Origin of the sequence: Streptomyces collinus Tu 365, from assembly GCF_000444875.1 — a bacterium.
Taxonomy (GTDB): domain Bacteria; phylum Actinomycetota; class Actinomycetes; order Streptomycetales; family Streptomycetaceae; genus Streptomyces; species Streptomyces collinus_A.
Genome location: NC_021985.1, coordinates 4,900,773 through 4,918,948 on the forward strand (window position 1 = coordinate 4,900,773; position 18,176 = coordinate 4,918,948).

Consider the following 18,176-nt stretch of genomic DNA (forward strand, 5'->3'; position numbering starts at 1 on the left):
CGGCCGGCTAGCGCCGGTCGAGGGCGTCGTTCAGGGTGATGGCCGCGTCGATCAGCGCGAGATGGGTGAACGCCTGCGGAAAGTTGCCCAGTTGACGGCCGGTCGGGTCGATCTCCTCCGAGTACAGGCCCAGGTGGTTGGCGTACCCCATCATCTTCTCGAACACCAGCCGCGCCCGGGTGGTCCGCCCGGCCCGGGCGAGGGCGTCGACGTACATGAACGTGCACAGCGAGAAGGTGCCCTCCGAGCCGCGCAGGCCGTCGGGCGAGGCCGCCGGGTTGTACCGGTAGACCAGGCTGTCGCTGACCAGTTCGTCCTCCATGGCGTCGAGCGTCGAGGACCACATCGGGTCGTCGGGCGTGAGGAACCCGACCGTCGCCATGCGCAGCAGCGAGGAGTCCAGGACGTCACTGCCGTAGTGCTGGACGAAGGCCCGCCGGTCCTCGCTCCACCCCTTGGCCATCACCTGCTCGTAGACCGCGTCGCGTTCGGCGCGCCAGCGCGCGGTGGCGGCCGGCCAGCCCTTCTCGTCGGCGAGCCGCACGGCACGGTCGAACGCCACCCACGACATCACCCGGCCGTACGTGAAGTCCTGGCGGCCGCCGCGGGTCTCCCAGATGCCCTCCTCCGCCTGGTCCCAGTGGTCCGCCAGCCAGTCCAGGTCCGTGCGCAGCGAGGACCAGCCTCCGTGCCCGACCTGGAAACCGTGCCGGTGCGCGAAGTAGATGCTGTCCAGCGCCTCGCCGTAGATGTCCAGCTGGAGCTGGGTCGCGGCGCCGTTGCCGATCCGCACCGGGGCGGAGCCCGCGTACCCCTCCCAGTGGTCCAGGATCAACTCGTCGAGGTCGGAGGAGCCGTCGACCTTGTACATGATGTTCAGCGGGCCCGTCTCGCCCTCGCTGCCGATCCGTTCCTTGACCCGGTCGCTCAGCCACAGGATGAACGCCCTGGCCTCCTCCTTGAAGCCGAGGCCCAGCAGGGCGTACACGGAGAAGGACGCGTCGCGGATCCAGGTGAAGCGGTAGTCCCAGTTGCGCTCGCCGCCCAGCTGCTCGGGGAGGGCCGCCGTCGGGGCGGCCACCATGGCACCGCTGGGGGCGAAGGTCATGAGCTTGAGCGTGATCGCCGAGCGTTCCACCATCTCCCGCCAGCGCCCGGTGTAGCGCGACTGGCCGAGCCAGGAGCGCCAGAACGCCACCGTCTCCTCGAACAGCCGCTGGTGCTCGTCGAGGCGGACCTCCGTGGGCGGCCCCTCGGCGCCCGCCTCCAGGATCAGGCCGCGCTGTTCGCCGGCCTCGAGCGACAGCGAGAAGTGCAGGTCGGCGTCCCGGTCCAGGAGGACGTCCACGAGCTGCGGGTCCTCCGGTTCCCGGATGGGGTGCACGGTGAGTTCGGAGCCGTCCGCCGCGACGAAGACCGCCCCGTGCTGCGTCATGCGCAACTCGTGCGCCTGGCGGCCGTAGTCGAAGCGCGGGGCGATCTCCACGTCGAACGTCATGCTGCCGCGCACACAGCGGATCATGCGCACCAGCCGGTGGCGGGCGGTGACCGTCGTCCCGGTCACCGGCATGAAGTCGAGCACCTCGCCGGCGCCCGCCTCGGTCATGAACCGGGTCACCAGCACCGCCGTGTCCGGCAGGTACAACTGCTTGGTCGCGTACGTCTGGTGGGCCGGGCGGACCGTGCAGTGGCCGCCCCGTCGCCTGTCCAGCAGGGCCCCGAAGACACTCGGCGAGTCGAACCGCGGGGAGCAGAACCAGTCGACCACGCCGTCGGTGGTCACCAGCGCCGAGGTCTGCAGGTCACCGATCAGGCCGTGGTTCTCGATCAGCGGGTAGTCGTCCACGGGGGTGCCCCCTTCGTAGGCGTACGGCTCCTGCCCTGCACCCCCACCCGATCAGCCTAGGCCGGGGGCGTCCGACCGGCTCGTCGGACGCGGGCGCGGCCGGCCGGCGCGGAGCCCCCGGCCTGCCGCTCTGCGAGTTCGCGCAGCCGGTCCAGCACCTCGCCCGCGGCGCCCTTCGCCACGTCGCATTCGACAGTGTCGCCGCTACCGGTCCGGCCCGCACACGGCGCGCAGCGCCTGCGCCATGACCCGCTCCGGGCCGCCGGACGCGTCGATGGTGACGCCCGGTTCGTCGGCCTGCAGCGGATCGAGGGTGGCGTACTGGGAGCCGAGCAGTTCCGGCGGCATGAAGTGCCCGGTGCGCCGGGCGATGCGCTCCGCGGCCAGCACCGGGTCCAGGGCCAGGTACAGGAACCACACGTCCGCTCCCGTGGCGCGGAACCGGTCGCGGTAGGCGCGCCTGAGCGAGGAACAGGAGACCACCCCGCCGCTGCCGTTCGCCGCGGCGGCCCGGATCCACTGGGTGAGCGCCGCGAGCCAGGCCCGCCGGTCGGCGTCGTCGAGCGGATGCCCGGACGCCATCTTGGCGCGGTTCGCCGCGGAGTGGAGGTCGTCGCCCTCGAGGAACGGCACGCCGAGCCGGTGCGCGAGCCGTGCCCCGACCGTGGACTTCCCGGACGCCGAGACGCCCATCACGACCACCACCCGAGAACCGCCGGCCATGTCGGCCAACACGCCTCCCCGGGGGACGGTGGAACACGCGTACCCCTCCACTATCGCCCGGCTCCGCCCGCCGCGCCGGACGTCCCCGCCAGGCGGTCACACCCGCTCTGGCGGATAGTGGGAAGGACGGGACCCCGTCCCAGCCGGCTCCCCGGAACGGCACAGGAGGACCGATGCGCGTTTCACGGCCGCTGGCCGCGCTCACCGGTGTCGCGTTGTTCGGTATCGCGCTGACCGGCTGCCAGGACCAGGCGTCCGGCACGATCACGGCGCGCAACGGCGCCACACATGTGCAGTCCCTCACCAACCCGCCGATCAAGGGCTGCCACCGGTTCGACCAGGGTGTGACCCATGTCGACAACTTCACGCTGAGCAGCATCCTCCTGTACACGACCCCCGACTGCACCGTGCCCAAGGGGCAGCAGAGCGTCTACGTGGACATGCAGGCGTCGGACGAGGTGGTCAGGTCCACCGGTCCGTGGCACAGCTTCAGCTTCGCGCCCGACTGACCGTCGGACGCGGGTTCACGGGTCCCGCGTGCCCTCGTCGTCCCGCAGCCGCCGCCAGAGGTGCGTGCGGTGCAGCACGTAGAGGGCGCCGCCCAGGACGAGCACCTGAAGGGCGACGGCGAGCAGCCAGAAGACGGCCCTGCTCTCCATCTCGTCCGTCAGATAGCTGAAGTTCATGCCGAAGTAGCCGGTCAGGAACGTCAGCGGCAGGAAGATCGTCGACACGATGGCCAGCCGGTTGATCACGCCGTTCTGCTCGCCCGACACCAGCGAGGAGTAGCTGGCGAAGGCCCTGCGGGTGGCGTCCTGGAGCGACTGGATGTCGGTGAGCACCAGCCGGCCGGTGTGCTGGAACTCCTGGGCGAGCCGCCTGCGTTCCTCCGGGAAGTCGCGGCTGAGCATCCTGCGCATCACGATCTCGTCCGTGGCCTGGAGGTACGGCAGCAGGTAGTGGTGCAGCAGCGCGGCCCGCCGCCGCATCCGGGCCAGCCGGTAGACCTGCTCGGGGCGCCGACGGTCGAACATCTCGTCCTCCAGGTCCTCCACGGCCAGCAGGCCGGCGACCGCGGCCCGGCGGAACGTGTCCAGCGCCTCCTGGAGCAGCAGGAACAGCACGGCTACGGCGTCGGCGGGGCGTTCCTGCGCCAGCCGGCCGGCGAGGTTCTCCAGCGGGGCGACCGGTCCCCGGTGGACGGTGACCAGGTGCCGTTCCGTCGCCATGGCGTGCACGTGGACGACACGGCCGTCGTCGACGACGGGCACGACGAAGGCGGCCCGGTCGCCGAGGAAGTCGGCCCGCACCGGTTCCCCGGTCACGCCGAACCAGGCCGGGCTCTCGGAGGCCAGCCCGAGCGCCTCGACGACCCGGCGCCCGTCGGCGTCCGCCAGGTCCGACGCGCCCTGGCCGCCTTGGGAGGTCGCCGGGTCCGGCCGGTCCGCCGCGAGCGGCAGGGCCACGTCGACGAGGACGAAGTCGGATGCGGCGAGGCGCTCGCGGGCCCCCGCCGGATCCGTACGCGTGGTGGTCCCTCCGGGCATCGACACCACCGATACGATCATCTGCCCTCACCGTCGTCCCGGGTCAGTAGGTCCACGGTGTCCCACGGTGCGCACACTCGGGCGTCCCCGGCCGCGGACACACGCGGGCAACGCGCCGGGTGCCCCGGACGGGGGAGCGCCGTTCAGCAGGGCAGGTCGAGGACGACCGCCGCTCCCCGCCCGGTGTTCTCGGCGTGCGCGGTGCCTCCGTGGGCGGTGGCCACCGCCTGCACGAAGGCGAGCCCCAGTCCGGAGCCCTCGCTGGTGCGGCTGGCCTCGGCGCGGGCGAAGCGGTCGAACGCACGGGGCAGGAAATCCGGCGGGAAGCCCGGCCCCTCGTCGGCGACGACCAGCCGCAGCCTCGGCCGGCGCACCTCGGCGGTGACCGGACCCCGCGCCTCGGCGATGACCTGCCCGCGCATCTCGGCGGTGACCGGCTCGCGCGCCTGGGAGGTGACCGGTCCGTGCGCCTCGGCGGTGACCGGCCCCCGCGCCTCGGCGGTGTCCGGCCCGTGGACTTCTGCCGTGACCCGGACGGGGCCCGCCGCGTGGCGCAGGGCGTTGTCGACGAGATTGCCCAGGGCGGGCCGCAGCCAGCGGGCGTCGACCTCGACCGTGGTGCCGGCCGCGTCGACGGTCAGCGCCCGTCCCTCCCGCCCGGCGGTCCGCAGATGCGGGGCCACGGCCGCCTCGACGAGGTCGGCCAGGCACACCGGCGCCCGGACGACGTGGTCCGTGCCGCCCAGCTCCTCCAGCGCGAGCAGCGCGTTGGACAGGTCGATCAGGCGCTGCACCTCGCCCTCCACGGCGCGCAGCGTCCCGGTGAGCTCCTCGGCGGAGCGCGGCCGGTGCAGCGCGACGTCCAGCTCGGCCCGCAGCAGCGCCAGCGGGGTGCGCAGTTCGTGGCTGGCGTCCGCGACGAACCGGCGCTCGCGCACCGCCGACGCCTCCAGCCGGTCCAGCATCCGGTTGAGGGTGTGGCCGAGCCGGGTGATCTCGTCGTCGCGGTCGGCCGGCACGTCCAGGCGCAGGTTCTGGGCGCCGTCGGCGAGGGTCGCCGCGCCGCTGCGGTAGCGCTCGACCGGCCGCAGGGCGGCGCGGGCGGTCCGGTAGCCGACGAAGGAGGCGGCGATCAGGGCCAGGACGGAGGCGAAGGCGAGCTGGGCGAGCAGTTCGCGCAGGGCCTCGTCGCGGTGCCCCCGGCGGACGGCGGCGACGACGACGCGGCTCTGCCCGCCGGCCCGCACCCGCCGGGCCTGCAGCCGCAGCGTGTCCGGGGTGATCGGCAGCAGGGACCCCACGTCGCGCCGGACCGTGTGCCCGTGGGCGGCCGAGTCCAGCTCGGCGGCGGAGAGCAGCGGGCGGTGCCGTACGGCGTCACTGGCGGCGAGGACCCGGCCGCGGGTGTCCAGCACCTGGTAGAGGCTGCCGCTGGGGCCCGGCGGCGGCGCGGTGCCGGCGCGGACGGCCCGGTCGAGGCTGTGCCGGTAGGCCGCCAGGTCGTCGTGGAGCTGCCGGTCGAGGGCGGTCTGCACCCGCCAGTACACGAGCCCCGCCGTCCCGGTCAGCACGAGCGACATGGTGATGGCGACGGCGAGTACCAGGCGGGTGACGACGGGCAGCCGCCCGAACCGGGCCCGCAGTCCGGCGGACCGGGTCACGGGGCCGTCTCCAGGCGGTAGCCGACCCCGCGCAGGGTGGTGATCGAGGTGCGTCCGAAGGCGCGGTCGACCTTCGCGCGGACCTTGGAGACGTGCACGTCGATGGCGTTGCTGCGCAGGTCGGTCTCACCGTCCCAGACCTCGTCGAGCAACTGGAGCCGGGTCACCACCCGGCCGGCGTTCTCCATCAGCACCCGCAGCACGGCGAACTCCCGCCGGGACAGGTCCAGCTCCGTGTCCGCCCGCCAGGCGCGCCGTCGCTCGGCGTCCAGCACGAGGTCGCCCACCTGGAGGCGGCCGGAGCACTCCGGGCGGCGCCGGGATATCGCGCGCAGCCGGGCCAGCAGCTCCTCCATGGCGAACGGCTTGACCATGTAGTCGTCGGCGCCCGCGTCCAGACCCGCGACGCGTTCGCCGACCGCGCCGCGCGCGGTGAGCAGGACCACGGGCACGTCGATGCCCTCACCGCGCAGCGTGCGGCACACCTCGACGCCGTCGAGGCCCGGCAGCATCACGTCCAGGACCACCCCGTCCAGCCGGGGATCGCGGGCGGCGGCGAGTCCCGAGGGCCCGTCGTAGCGGCCCTCAGCGGTGTGGCCCGACTCGCTGAGGTAGCGGACGACGAGGTCCGTGAGGCGCGCCTCGTCGTCGACGACCAGGTAGTGCATGGCGGTCAGGCTAACCGCACACGCGGCCGAATCCAGCAGTCCGGAAACCTTCATGGTCTGTTCATGTGACATCCCTACCGTCCTTCAGGTCGCGGTGCCCCGCGGGCCGCGACCGGTCCGCCGTCCGATGCGCCGGGACGGAAAGGGACAGCCATGGACGCACTGGTGCTCGCGGCGAAGGGCATCGCCCCGCACATCGCACCGACCGACCTCCTCACCCGCGGCGGCCTCGACGTCGTCGCGCTGCTGATCCTGGTCGGCTGGCTCTACCGGCGCCGTCCGAGCGCGCCGGCGATGCCGCTGGTCCTGGTGGCGCTGAACGTGGGCCTGTTCGCGGCCATGGGGGCGATCAGCGCGGGCAAGTTCCCGGCCGGGGTGGGCTTCGGGCTGTTCGGCATCCTCTCCCTGGTCCGGCTGCGCAGCGCCGCCTTCACCCTGCGCGACGTCGCCTACACCTTCGTGAGCCTGGTCACGGCCCTGTGCACCGGGCTACCGCAGCGCGAGAGCTGGTTGGTCATCGTCCTCGACGCGGCCGTCCTGCTGGCCGTCCTGGTGGTCGACGACCCCCGCTCCTACGAGCCGCCGACCCGCACGGTGAAGCTCACCCTCGACCGGATCTACGACGACCCCGCCCTGATCCCGCAGGACGTCGCGTTCCGCTTCGGGCAGGCCCCGCTGTCGGTGGTCGTCGACGAGGTCGACTACGTCCGCGAGACCACCCGGGTCTCCGCCCGCTACCCGGCCGCGGAGGAGTCCGCCGCCGTCCAGGACTCCGAGCCGCGCGAGCAGGTGACCGCCGCGTGACGCCCGCCGTCCCCTCGTCCCTCGTGGCCGCCCTCGGCCTGGCCGCCCTGCGCGGCGCCACGCTCGCCGAGGTCGACGCGGCCGCCGCGCTCCAGCACCGCACCGACCGCAAGTACCTGCTGCCCGTCGACCGGGCCCGCCTCCTCGTCGAGGGACTGTCCGCCAGCCACCACGTGCTCGACCTCGGCGGCCGCCGCACCACCGGCTACCTGAGCACCTACTTCGACACCGAGGGGCTCGGCGCCTGGCGCGCCCACGTCCAGCGGCGCCGCCGCCGCTGGAAGGTGCGCACCCGGCTGTACGCGGAGGACGGCCTGTGCCGGGTCGAGGTGAAGACCAAGGACGGCCGCGGCGCCACCGTCAAACACGCCCTCAGGGCACCCACGCACGCCTACGGCCGCCTCGACGAGCACGCGGCCGAGTTCGTCGACGGGGTCCTGCGCACCGCGGGCGTCCCCGTCACCACCGCGGCTCTGACCCCCGCCGCCGAGGTCCGCTACGTCCGCGCGGCCCTCGCCGACCTGGACCACGGCAGCCGGGTCACCCTCGACGGCCACCTCACCTGCCACCGCGACGGCCGCACGGCGGCCCTCGACCCCGGACACGTGCTCGTCGAGACGAAGGGCGGCGCCCGGCCCGCCCCCGCCGACCGGCTGCTGCTGCGGCTGGGCGCCCGGCCGGTCTCCCTCAGCAAGTACATCGTCGGCCAGTCCCTGCTCACCCCGTCACTGCCCGGGAACGACATGCGCCGCATCGCGCGCGCCCACTTCACCACCCGGACCGAGCCCGTACCGTCCCCCGAAAGGACCACCGCCGCATGAACGCCCTGCGCGGTATCAAATGGCCGTACGCCGTCATCGCCCTCGTCGCCGTGGCGGCCGCCGCCTTCGGCCTGCTGCGACCGCAGCTGACCCCCGCCGCCACGGCGAAGAAGAAGCTGTCCGCGACCGACCGCGTCAAGCGCAACCCGCCGCCGGCCCTGTTCACGGACGGGCAGATCGCCCCGATCGGCAAGCAGGCCGACGCCCAGCGCCAGAAGGCCGACGCGCTCTTCGCCGAGTGGAAGAAGGCGCACGGCACCACCCGTGACGACAAGGCCTTCGCCGACTGGGCCGCCCGGCAGGTCCCCGCACCGCCCACGGCGAAGCAGCGCACCGCCCAGCTCCACGAGGTCCAGGCACTGGCGAAGACCCGCACGGCGGCCGGACGCAAGGCCGCCACCTGGCTGGAGCTCAACGGCAAGAAGGACATCTGGAAGGTGTACCTGCACGACCAGCGCGAACTGGTCCCCGCGCAGCAGGGTGCGGCGCAGAAAGCCCAGCTCAAGGCGGCCCTGAAGCTCGCCAAGACCATCAGCGACCAGGTCGCCGCCCGCGACAGGCAGCCCGCGCCCTTCGTCCTCGACCCGACCCTGCGCCCCGAGAAGCACATCGCGGCCGGCGCCAAGGGCCCGTACTCCTACCCCTCCCGCCACGCCACCCGGGCCGCGGCCGCCGTCACCTACCTCAGCGCCCTCGCCCCGCACCGTGCCGAGGACTACCGGTGGATGCGGGACGAGGTCCTCTACTCCCGCCTCTACATGGCGGGCCACGTCTCCGGCGACCTGACCGCCGGAACCCTGCTGGGCGACCTGATCGGCGACTACGAACTCGCCGTCACCGGCCACTGACCCCACCCGGCGCACGACAGAAGGCAGCGACCCGCACCGGGTCGCTGCCTTCCGTGCGTCGGACGGGGCCCCGCCTCAGGGCCACACCAGGCAATAAGGCTGATGCCCCGCCTCGTGCAGGCGGTGGCTGAAGTCCTGCCACTCGTGGAGCAGCTGGTAGACGTTGAAGGCGTCGCGCGGGCCGCCCCGGTCGGGGACCGTCGACCAGATGAAGGCCGCCGCGCCGACCGCCTCCTCGCCTATGCCGCGGAGCGGGTCGACGACCGTGGTGGGCAGCTTGACGACCGCGTAGTCCGGGTGCAGGACGACCAGCTCCAGCGGCGGCACCTTGTGCAGCGGAACGCCCTGGATGCCGGTGAGCACCATCGCGGCCATCGTCTCCGGCTTGATCTTGGTGAACATGCCGTTCATGCCCAGCTCGTCGCCGCCGAGTTCTTCGGGACGCATCGAAATGGGGACGCGGGCCGCGGTCGCGCCGTCCGGCGCGCCGAAGTATTTGTACGTCACCCCCACCCGACCACCATTCCTGCTCTGCCGGTCGACCTGCCGGTCGTACCGTCCGGGCTCACTCGGTACACCCTGTGCCTGACGAGCGTCAGTCTGCCGTGCCTCGGTCGATTCCTCCGCCTCGCGCCGGTGCCTTCCCCGCCGGGCACGTCGAGGACCCAGGTCGTCAGTCCCCTCGCCCAGTCCGCCACCGCGATGCATATCTCCACCCGACTGCTTTTCTAGGACGCGTGGCCCCCGCCGCGCAACCCGATCATCGTGTCAGTGACCTCCCCCACGGCCGCCCGCCGAAACGTAAGGCGAAACATCCCGTCCGCGGGTTCCTCCCGGTCCCCCATCACTACGTGCCGCATGAGCTGTGTGTATCAGTCCTCAGTCTCGCAGATGGCGCGGCCGTGATCTTGAGGTCGGCGGCGGGACGGGCGAGCCGCGGCCTACCCTGAGGAGGTCACCACGCAACCGGAGTCCGAGAAGTCGGAGAAGTCGCACGTCATGAGTGCCATGAGCGATCTGCCCTATCCCTACGACGCGCCCGTCTCGCAGGCGCTCTTCGACCGTGCGTCCGTCGTCACGCCGGGCGGCGTGAACTCGCCCGTGCGCGCCTTCCGCGCCGTCGGCGGCACGCCCCGGTTCATGGTCTCGGGCAAGGGCCCGTACCTGACCGACGCCGACGGCCGGGAGTACGTCGACCTGGTCTGCTCCTGGGGTCCGATGATCCTCGGGCACTCCCACCCCGAGGTCATCGCCGCCGTCCAGGAGGCCGTCGCCCGCGGCACGTCCTTCGGCACCCCCGGTGAGGGCGAGGTCGCGCTCGCCGAGGAGATCGTCGCCCGGGTGGCGCCCGTGGAGCAGGTGCGGCTGGTCAGCAGCGGCACCGAGGCGACCATGTCGGCCATCCGGCTCGCCCGCGGCTTCACCCGCCGGTCGAAGGTGATCAAGTTCGCCGGCTGCTACCACGGCCACGTGGACTCGCTGCTCGCGGCGGCGGGCAGCGGCGTCGCGACGTTCGCGCTGCCCGACACGCCCGGCGTCACCGGCGCCCAGGCGGGTGACACGATCGTGCTGCCGTACAACGACCTCGAAGCGGTGCAGGAGGCCTTCCACCGGCACCCGGGCGAGATCGCCTGTGTCATCACCGAGGCCTCGCCGGGCAACATGGGCGTGGTCCCGCCCGGCCCCGGCTTCAACCAGGGGCTGAAGGACGCCTGCGCCAAGAACGGCGCCCTGTTCATCTCCGACGAGGTGATGACCGGGTTCCGTACCAGCCGCGCCGGCTGGTACGGCGTCGACGGGGTCAAGCCCGACCTGATGACCTTCGGCAAGGTCATGGGCGGCGGCTTCCCCGCGGCCGCCTTCGGCGGGCGGGCCGACGTGATGGCCCACCTCGCCCCGGCCGGACCCGTCTACCAGGCCGGCACCCTCTCCGGTAACCCGGTCGCCACCGCCGCCGGGCTCGCCCAGCTCCGGCTCCTGGACGACGCCGCCTACGAGAAGGTGGACGCCGTCTCCGAGCAGATCCGGTCGCTGGTCACCGAGGCGCTGAGCAAGGAGGGCGTCGCGCACCGGCTGCAGACCGCCTCCAACATGTTCTCGGTCTTCTTCACCGACCGGCAGGTGCGCGACTACGAGGCGGCCAAGCGCCAGGAGTCGTTCCGCTTCACCGCCTTCTTCCACTCGCTGCTGTCGAACGGCGTCTACCTGCCGCCGTCGTCCTACGAGTCCTGGTTCGTGTCCACGGCCCACGACGAGCGGGCCATCCAGAAGATCGCCGACGCCCTCCCGGCGGCGGCCCGAGCGGCCGCGGAGGCCACCGCAGCATGAGCAACCTCGACACCCCCGGTAGCAAGGACGTCACCGTCGTCCACCTGATGCGGCACGGCGAGGTCGCCAACCCGGACGGGATCCTGTACGGGCGGCTGCCCGGCTACCACCTCTCCGAGCTGGGCCGGCAGATGGCCGACCGGGTCGCCGAGCACCTGTCCGCGCGGGACGTGACGTACGTCGCCGCCTCGCCGCTGGAGCGCGCGCAGGAGACCGCCACCCCGATCGCCAAGGCGCACGGACTCGCCCTCGCCACCGACGCGCGGCTCATCGAGGCCGACAACGTCTTCCAGGGCAAGACCTTCGGGGTCGGGGACGGCGCCCTGCGCAAGCCCGACAACTGGAAGCACCTGGTCAACCCGTTCCGGCCGTCCTGGGGCGAGCCGTACGTCGACCAGGTCGTCCGGATGATGGGCGCGCTGCACGCGGCCAAGGACCAGGCGCGCGGGCACGAGGCGGTGCTGGTCAGCCACCAGCTGCCGATCTGGATCGTGCGCTCGTACGTCGAGAAGCGGCGGCTGTGGCACGACCCGCGCAAGCGGCAGTGCACGCTCGCCTCGCTGACGTCCTTCACGTACCTCGGGGACCGCATCGTGTCCGTGGGCTACAGCGAGCCCGCCATCGACCTGGTCCCGCCCCATCTGCGGGCCGGGGCCAGGCCGGTGCAGGGCCAGGGCAAGGCATTCGGTGCCTGACGGCCGCGGCCGGCCCGCCGCCGACGGCCCGTCAGCCGCGACTTAGGACGCTTTTGTCAGGTCCGTTACGAAAAACATAAGAATCGAAGGAACCTCCCCGTTCGTCGCTGCCTCTGAATGAGTGACGACCAGCAGGCGCGACGAATCGGGGACCTCCATGCGCACCAACTCCCGGCATTTCTCCCGTCGGGGAGCACTCGGCCTCGGGACGGGTGCGGCGGCCGCCGCCGGTCTCGCCGGCTGCGGGAGTCTCAAGGCCTCGGACGGCGGCAGGCACCCGGGCGGTTCCCCGAAGGGCGGGCCCGGCCACGACGGCGCCGCGCGCCCCGCGGCCCGGCCGATCGGCGACGGCTCCACCTCGTTCACCGGCCGGCAGCCGCACCAGCCCGCCAGGCCCGAGCCGCTGGAGCCGGGGCAGACCCCGCCGCAGTTCGTGATCTTCTCCTGGGACGGGGCCGGTGAGGTCGGCAACGGGCTCTTCCCGCGCTTCCTGGACCTCGCCAGGGAGCACGGCGCGAGCATGACCTTCTTCCTGTCGGGCCTCTACCTGCTGCCCGAGTCGAAGAAGCGCCTGTACGAGCCGCCGAACAACCCCCGCGGCGCCTCCGACATCGGCTATCTCACCGACGAGCACGTCAAGGCGACGCTCGCCAATGTCCGCCGCGCCTGGCTCGAGGGCCACGAGATAGGCACCCACTTCAACGGCCACTTCTGCTCCGGAAACGGCACGGTCGGCCGCTGGACGCCCAGGCAGTGGCGCAGCGAGATAGACCAGGCCAAGGCGTTCGTGAAGGAATGGCGCACCAACACCGGCTGGACCGAGCTGCCCTCGCTGCCGTTCGACTACGACAAGGAGCTGGTGGGCGGCCGCACCCCGTGCCTGCTGGGCCAGGACAACCTGCTGCCGACCGCCCGGGAGCTGGGTTGGCGCTACGACGCCTCGTCGCCGGGCGGCCGTCAGACGTGGCCGGTGAAGCGGATGGGGATCTGGGACCTGCCGTTGCAGCAGATACCCTTCCCCGGACGCAGCTTCGAGGTCCTGTCCATGGACTACAACATGCTCGCCAACCAGTCGGTCAACTCGACCAAGGCGCCCGCCTACAACTACCCGGGCTGGCGCAAGCAGTCCGCGCAGGCGTACATCCAGGGATTCCAGCGGGCGTACGAGACGAACCGGGCGCCGTTCTTCATAGGCAACCACTTCGAGCAGTGGAACGGCGGCATCTACATGGACTCCGTCGAGGAGGCCTTCAAGCACATCGCGCGGGAGAAGGAGAAGGGCGCCGACGTGCGCCTCGTCTCCTTCCGCCAGTTCGTGGACTGGATGGACGTCCAGAAGCCCGGGGTGCTCGCCCGGCTGCGCACGCTGGAGGTCGGGCAGCGGCCGGCCGGTGGCTGGCGCGCCTTCCTGCGGGACGCCAAGACCGCCCACTCCGACGCCGCGTGAGAAATATGTGAATTGTCCGGTGTAAAAACCGCCTGATATGCGGTTTTCCGCCCGGCAGGGGGGTGCGCGAGATCCCCGGAACAGGCATGCGAAACTTTTCACATGAGTACCCGTAGTCGCGCCGTCCAGCTCAGCGCCATGGCCGCCGTCGCGGCCCTGTCCCTGTCCGCGTGCGGCAACGGCGGCACCTCCGGCGGCGGTGGCAACACCAACTTCGTCACCGGCAACAACGGCATCGACACCGCCGCGCGCGGCGAGCGGGCCGCGGCCCCGGACCTGTCCGGGAAGACCATCGACGGCAAGACCCTGGACGTCGCCGACTACAAGGGCAAGGTCGTCGTCATCAACGTCTGGGGCTCGTGGTGCGGACCCTGCCGCGAGGAGGCCCAGTACTTCGCCAAGGTCTCCAAGGCGTACGAGGGCAAGGACGTGCAGTTCGTCGGCATCAACACCCGGGACACCAGCACCACCCCCGCGGTCGCCTTCGAGAAGGAGCACGGGATCGGCTACCCGAGCCTGTACGACCCGACGGGCAGGCTCATGCTCCGCTTCAAGAAGGGCACGCTCAACCCGCAGCTCATCCCTTCCACGCTCGTCCTCGACAGGGACGGGAACGTCGCCGCGCGGGCGCTGGAGGCGCTCGACGACACGGCGCTGCTGAAGATGCTCAAGCCGGTCCTCGCGGAGAAGTGACGTGAGCGCACTCCTGACGCTGGCGGTGGAGAACCAGACCGTGAAGAGCGGCGCGCTGCCGATCGCGCTGCCGATCGCCCTGCTCGGCGGCCTGGTCTCGTTCTTCTCGCCCTGCGTACTGCCCCTGGTCCCCGGCTACCTCTCCTACGTCACCGGAGTCGCCGGCACCGACCTGGGGGAGAGCAGACGGGGGCGGATGGTCACCGGGGCCGCGTTGTTCGTGCTCGGCTTCTCGGCGGTGTTCATCTCCGGCGGGGCCCTGTTCGGCTTCTTCGGCTCGACCCTCCAGGAGTACAAGGACACGCTGTCCAAGGTGCTCGGCGTGCTCATGATCGTCATGGGTGCCTTCTTCATGGGGCTCATGCCCTGGCTCACCCAGCGCGAGTTCCGCTTCCACCGGAGGCCGGCGACCGGCCTGGTGGGCGCGCCCCTGCTCGGCGCCCTGTTCGGCATCGGCTGGACGCCCTGCATCGGCCCGACCCTCGGGGCGGTCAACTTCCTGGCCATGAACGAGTCGAGCGCCGGGCGCGGCTCCCTGCTGATGGTCGCCTACTGTGTCGGTCTCGGCGTGCCGTTCGTGCTGGCGGCCGTGGCCTTCCGCAAGGCCCTCGGCGCCTTCGGCTGGGTCAAGCGCCACTATGTGTGGGTGATGCGCATCGGCGGCACGATGATGATCGTGACCGGTGTGCTGCTGCTGACCGGGGTCTGGGACAGCCTGGTGCAGGAGATGCAGACCTGGTCCAACGGCTTCGATGTGGGGATCTGACTCGATGAGCAAGACCGAAACGGACACCTCCCCCGGCGGGGCCGAGGGCCGGGACGAGGACCTGGGGGCGGCCGGCTCCCAGCTGTCCACCGCCCCGCGGGAGGAGACCACCGTCGCGCCGGGCCTCGGCGTGATCGGCTGGGTCCGCTGGTTCTGGCGGCAGCTCACCTCCATGCGGGTCGCCCTGCTGCTGCTCCTGCTGCTCTCCCTCGGCGCGATCCCGGGCTCGCTCATCCCGCAGACCGGCGCCGACCTGAACAAGGTCGACGAGTTCCGCAAGGCGCACGGCACGCTCGCGCCGGTCTACGACAAGCTCGGCCTGTTCCACGTCTACAGCTCGGTGTGGTTCTCCGCGATCTACATCCTGCTGTTCGTCTCGCTGATCGGCTGCATCGTCCCGCGCACCTGGCAGTTCGTCGGCCAGCTCCGCGGCCGGCCGCCGGGCGCCCCCAAGCGGCTGACCCGGCTGCCCGCCTACACCACCTGGCGCACCACCGCCGAGCCGGAGCAGGTCCGCGAGGCCGCGCTCGCGCTGTTGCGCAGGCGCCGGTTCCGGGCCCATGTCGCCGGTGACGCGGTCGCCGCCGAGAAGGGCTACGTGCGGGAACTGGGCAACCTGGCCTTCCACATCGCGCTGATCGTGCTGCTGGTCGCCTTCGCCTCCGGCCAGCTCTACAAGTCGGACGGCACCAAGCTGATGGTGGAGGGCGACGGCTTCTCCAACGCGCTGCCGATGTACGACGACTTCAAGTCCGGCAGCCTGTTCCGCAACGACGAGCTGGTGCCGTTCAGCTTCGACCTGAAGGACTTCCGCGCCACCTACGAGGTGAGCGGGCCCAACCGGGGCACCCCGCGCACCTTCGAGGCGAGGATCAAGTACAGCGAGGGCGCGTACGGCAAGGAGAAGCCGGCCACCGTCAAGGTCAACAAGCCGCTGGAGATCGGCGACTCGAAGGTCTACCTGGTGAGCCACGGCTACGCGCCCGTCATCACCGTCCGCGACGGCAGGGGCAAGGTCGTCTACCACGACGCGGTGCCGCTGCTGCCGCTCGACGGCAACGTCACGTCCAACGGCGTGATCAAGGTGATGGACGGCTACCGCGACGCCAGGGGCCACAAGGACCAGCTCGGGTTCCAGGCCTTCTTCGTGCCGACCTTCGACCCCAAGAGCGGCACGATGCTCTCCCAGTTCCCGTCGCTGGTGAACCCGCTGCTCGCGGTGAACGCGTACCACGGCGACCTCGGTGTCGACGCGGGCCAGTCGCAGAACGTGTACCAGCTCGACACCCAGCACATGAAGGCGTTCAAGGACGCCAAGGGCCAGCTGCTGAAGAAGCTGCTCAGGCCGGGCGACACCCTCCAGCTTCCGAACGGCGCCGGCTCCCTCACGTTCGACAAGGACGTCAAGGAGTGGGCCGGCTTCGAGATCGTCCAGGAGCCGGGCAGCGGCTGGGCGCTGGGCGGCGCCCTCGCGGCGATCTTCGGCCTGGCCGCGTCCCTGTTCATCCAGCGCCGCCGCGTCTGGGTGCGCGCGGTGCGCGGCGCCGACGGCGTCACCGTGGTGGAGATGGGCGGCCTCGGCCGCAGCGAGTCCGCCAAGGTGCCCGAGGAGCTGGGCGAGATCGCCGGAATCCTCTACGACCAGGCGCCGGGGGCACCCGACCCCGACGACGTCCACGAATCCACCGTCGTACCTGCCGAAGGGGCTGAGAAGTGACTCTCGCCGCCGCGACCAACGAACACCTGGCGAGCATCAGCAACACGCTGATCTACTCGTCGATGGCCGTCTACACCCTGGCCTTCTTCGCGTACATCGCCGAATGGCTCTTCGGCAGCCGCAGCAAGGTCGCCCGTACGGCCGCCGCGCTGACGGCGGACGCCCGGCAGACCGGCGCCCCGGCCGTCACCGTGCGGGGGGCCGGCGGCACCGCGGTGCTGGAGCGGCCCCAGGTCGTCGTGCGCTCCGCGTCCGGCGCCCGGGACGTGCCGGACGGCCCCGGCGCGCACGGCGGGGACGAGCAGGGCGACCTCTATGGGCGGATCGCCGTCTCCCTCACCGCGCTCGCGTTCGTGGTGGAGCTGTGCGGGGTCGTCGCCCGCGCGGCCTCCGTGCAGCGGGCGCCGTGGGGCAACATGTACGAGTTCAACATCACCTTCTCCACGGTCGCCGTCGCCGTGTACCTGGGCCTGCTGGCGCTGCGCAAGAACGTGCGCTGGCTCGGGCTGTTCCTGATCACCACGGTCCTGCTCGACCTCGGTCTCGCGGTCACCGTGCTGTACACCGCCAGCGACCAGCTCGTCCCCGCCCTGCACTCGTACTGGCTGTACATCCACGTCTCGACCGCGATCTTCTGCGGCGCGGTGTTCTACGTCGGCGCGGTCGCCACGATCCTGTACCTGTTCAAGGACGCGTACGAGAACAAGCTCCAGACCGGCGGCAAGCCGGGCGCGTTCGCCCGCTCCGTGCTGGAGCGGCTGCCCGCCTCCGCCTCCCTGGACAAGTTCGCCTACCGCGTCAACGCGGCCGTCTTCCCGCTGTGGACGTTCACGATCATCGCGGGCGCGATCTGGGCGGGCGACGCCTGGGGCCGCTACTGGAACTGGGACCCGAAGGAGACCTGGTCCTTCATCACCTGGGTCGCCTACGCCTGCTACCTGCACGCCCGGGCCACGGCCGGCTGGAAGGGCCGCAAGGCCGCCTACCTGGCGATGATCGCCTTCGGCTGCTGGCTGTTCAACTACTACGGCGTCAACATCTTCGTGACCGGCAAGCACTCCTACGCGGGCGTCTGATCGGCCGGTCGGCGACACTGGTGTCATGAGCGGTTCCATCGAACAGGGCATCAGCCAGACGCACGGGAACACGCACATACTCCACTTCGTGGTGCGGATCCCGGTGCGCGCGGAAGACATCTGGGCGGCGGTGGCCACCCCCGAGGGGCTCGGGGGATGGTGCACCGCCGTCGACGTCCTGGAGCCCCGTCTCGACGGCCTGGTCACCCTGCGCGGCCTGGGCACCGGCCGGGTCACCGCCTGGGACGTGGACCGCGTCGCCGAGTACACCGTGGAGGACGGCGGGCGCATCCGCTTCCACCTGGAACGGGACGGCGCGGAGGCGGCCGTGCTGCGCTTCACCCACGAGTTCCAGGGCGAGGGGGAGTCCGAGTCCGGCTGGCGCACCCGGTTCGAACGCATGATCGAAAAGTTCGCGGGTTCCCAGGGCGGCCCGCGCCCCGGGTCGTCCGAGCCGCCCGGCCAGGGTGCGCCCGGCGAGCCCGGCGAGCCCGGTGAGCCGACCGAGCCGTTGCCCGGCCAGCTCACCTAGGCGG

18 protein-coding genes are annotated in these 18,176 nt (G+C 71.8%); 12 read left to right on the plus strand and 6 right to left on the minus strand.

All coding sequences use genetic code 11. The features are described from left to right. Positions 1 to 7: 7 nt before the first annotated feature. Complete coding sequence (locus tag B446_RS21320; protein ID WP_020941512.1) at positions 8 to 1,846, minus strand: glycoside hydrolase family 15 protein; 1,839 nt, start codon at positions 1,844 to 1,846, stop codon at positions 8 to 10. Between the two features lie 204 nt (positions 1,847 to 2,050). Beyond that, positions 2,051 to 2,569, minus strand: a complete 519-nt coding sequence (locus B446_RS21325; RefSeq protein WP_043478803.1) for a gluconokinase — start codon at positions 2,567 to 2,569, stop codon at positions 2,051 to 2,053. A 173-nt stretch (positions 2,570 to 2,742) separates the two neighbouring features. Here B446_RS21325 and B446_RS36170 point away from each other — a divergent pair, with 173 nt between their 5' ends. Further along, on the plus strand, positions 2,743 to 3,078 hold the full coding sequence (locus tag B446_RS36170; RefSeq protein ID WP_020941514.1) for a hypothetical protein: 336 nt from the start codon (positions 2,743 to 2,745) through the stop codon (positions 3,076 to 3,078). A gap of 15 nt (positions 3,079 to 3,093) precedes the next feature. On the opposite strand, the gene B446_RS21335 is transcribed toward B446_RS36170, so the two are convergent. From B446_RS21335 to B446_RS21345, 3 genes are all read right to left on the minus strand, one after another. Then, on the minus strand, positions 3,094 to 4,137 hold the full coding sequence (locus tag B446_RS21335; protein WP_020941515.1) for a cation transporter: 1,044 nt from the start codon (positions 4,135 to 4,137) through the stop codon (positions 3,094 to 3,096). A gap of 122 nt (positions 4,138 to 4,259) precedes the next feature. Continuing rightward, positions 4,260 to 5,777: a HAMP domain-containing sensor histidine kinase gene (locus tag B446_RS36175; RefSeq protein WP_020941516.1), complete on the minus strand. Its 1,518-nt coding sequence runs from the start codon at positions 5,775 to 5,777 to the stop codon at positions 4,260 to 4,262. Further along, positions 5,774 to 6,445 carry a response regulator transcription factor gene (locus B446_RS21345; RefSeq protein ID WP_020941517.1) on the minus strand — a complete coding sequence of 224 codons (672 nt, stop codon included), beginning with the start codon at positions 6,443 to 6,445 and terminating at the stop codon, positions 5,774 to 5,776. The genes B446_RS36175 and B446_RS21345 overlap by 4 nt, the downstream gene beginning before the upstream one ends. A 153-nt stretch (positions 6,446 to 6,598) precedes the next feature. Here B446_RS21345 and B446_RS21350 point away from each other — a divergent pair, with 153 nt between their 5' ends. The 3 genes from B446_RS21350 to B446_RS21360 are packed head-to-tail and all read left to right on the plus strand — an operon-like array spanning position 6,599 to position 8,918. Next, positions 6,599 to 7,249: a DUF4956 domain-containing protein gene (locus tag B446_RS21350; RefSeq protein WP_020941518.1), complete on the plus strand. Its 651-nt coding sequence runs from the start codon at positions 6,599 to 6,601 to the stop codon at positions 7,247 to 7,249. Next, complete coding sequence (locus B446_RS21355; protein ID WP_020941519.1) at positions 7,246 to 8,070, plus strand: polyphosphate polymerase domain-containing protein; 825 nt, start codon at positions 7,246 to 7,248, stop codon at positions 8,068 to 8,070. The genes B446_RS21350 and B446_RS21355 overlap by 4 nt, the downstream gene beginning before the upstream one ends. Beyond that, positions 8,067 to 8,918 (plus strand): phosphatase PAP2 family protein, encoded by an 852-nt coding sequence (locus B446_RS21360; protein WP_020941520.1) that lies wholly within the window; start codon positions 8,067 to 8,069, stop codon positions 8,916 to 8,918. Before B446_RS21355 ends, B446_RS21360 begins: the two co-directional genes overlap by 4 nt. A gap of 75 nt (positions 8,919 to 8,993) precedes the next feature. On the opposite strand, the gene B446_RS21365 is transcribed toward B446_RS21360, so the two are convergent. Further along, positions 8,994 to 9,626 carry a hypothetical protein gene (locus tag B446_RS21365; RefSeq protein WP_193384482.1) on the minus strand — a complete coding sequence of 211 codons (633 nt, stop codon included), beginning with the start codon at positions 9,624 to 9,626 and terminating at the stop codon, positions 8,994 to 8,996. Positions 9,627 to 9,926: 300 nt separating this feature from the next. Here B446_RS21365 and hemL point away from each other — a divergent pair, with 300 nt between their 5' ends. The 8 genes from hemL to B446_RS21410 all read left to right on the plus strand — a co-directional run bounded on the left by hemL (position 9,927) and on the right by B446_RS21410 (position 18,172). Then, the gene (hemL, locus tag B446_RS21375; RefSeq protein ID WP_020941522.1) at positions 9,927 to 11,246 is read left to right on the plus strand and encodes a glutamate-1-semialdehyde 2,1-aminomutase; all 1,320 of its coding nucleotides are present in this window, start codon (positions 9,927 to 9,929) and stop codon (positions 11,244 to 11,246) included. After that, positions 11,243 to 11,941, plus strand: coding sequence for a histidine phosphatase family protein (locus B446_RS21380; protein ID WP_020941523.1), 699 nt, complete (start codon positions 11,243 to 11,245; stop codon positions 11,939 to 11,941). The genes hemL and B446_RS21380 overlap by 4 nt, the downstream gene beginning before the upstream one ends. Positions 11,942 to 12,098: 157 nt before the next feature. Next, on the plus strand, positions 12,099 to 13,388 hold the full coding sequence (locus B446_RS21385; protein ID WP_020941524.1) for a hypothetical protein: 1,290 nt from the start codon (positions 12,099 to 12,101) through the stop codon (positions 13,386 to 13,388). Positions 13,389 to 13,490: 102 nt separating this feature from the next. Then, positions 13,491 to 14,081 (plus strand): TlpA family protein disulfide reductase, encoded by a 591-nt coding sequence (locus tag B446_RS21390; RefSeq protein WP_052352169.1) that lies wholly within the window; start codon positions 13,491 to 13,493, stop codon positions 14,079 to 14,081. 1 nt (position 14,082) lies between these two features. Beyond that, on the plus strand, positions 14,083 to 14,847 hold the full coding sequence (locus tag B446_RS21395; RefSeq protein WP_020941526.1) for a cytochrome c biogenesis CcdA family protein: 765 nt from the start codon (positions 14,083 to 14,085) through the stop codon (positions 14,845 to 14,847). A 4-nt stretch (positions 14,848 to 14,851) separates the two neighbouring features. Then, positions 14,852 to 16,564, plus strand: coding sequence for a cytochrome c biogenesis protein ResB (resB, locus tag B446_RS21400; protein ID WP_020941527.1), 1,713 nt, complete (start codon positions 14,852 to 14,854; stop codon positions 16,562 to 16,564). Beyond that, positions 16,561 to 17,640: a c-type cytochrome biogenesis protein CcsB gene (gene ccsB / locus B446_RS21405; RefSeq protein WP_020941528.1), complete on the plus strand. Its 1,080-nt coding sequence runs from the start codon at positions 16,561 to 16,563 to the stop codon at positions 17,638 to 17,640. The genes resB and ccsB overlap by 4 nt, the downstream gene beginning before the upstream one ends. A 25-nt stretch (positions 17,641 to 17,665) precedes the next feature. Further along, positions 17,666 to 18,172, plus strand: coding sequence for an SRPBCC family protein (locus B446_RS21410; RefSeq protein WP_020941529.1), 507 nt, complete (start codon positions 17,666 to 17,668; stop codon positions 18,170 to 18,172). Positions 18,173 to 18,176: the final 4 nt, after the last annotated feature.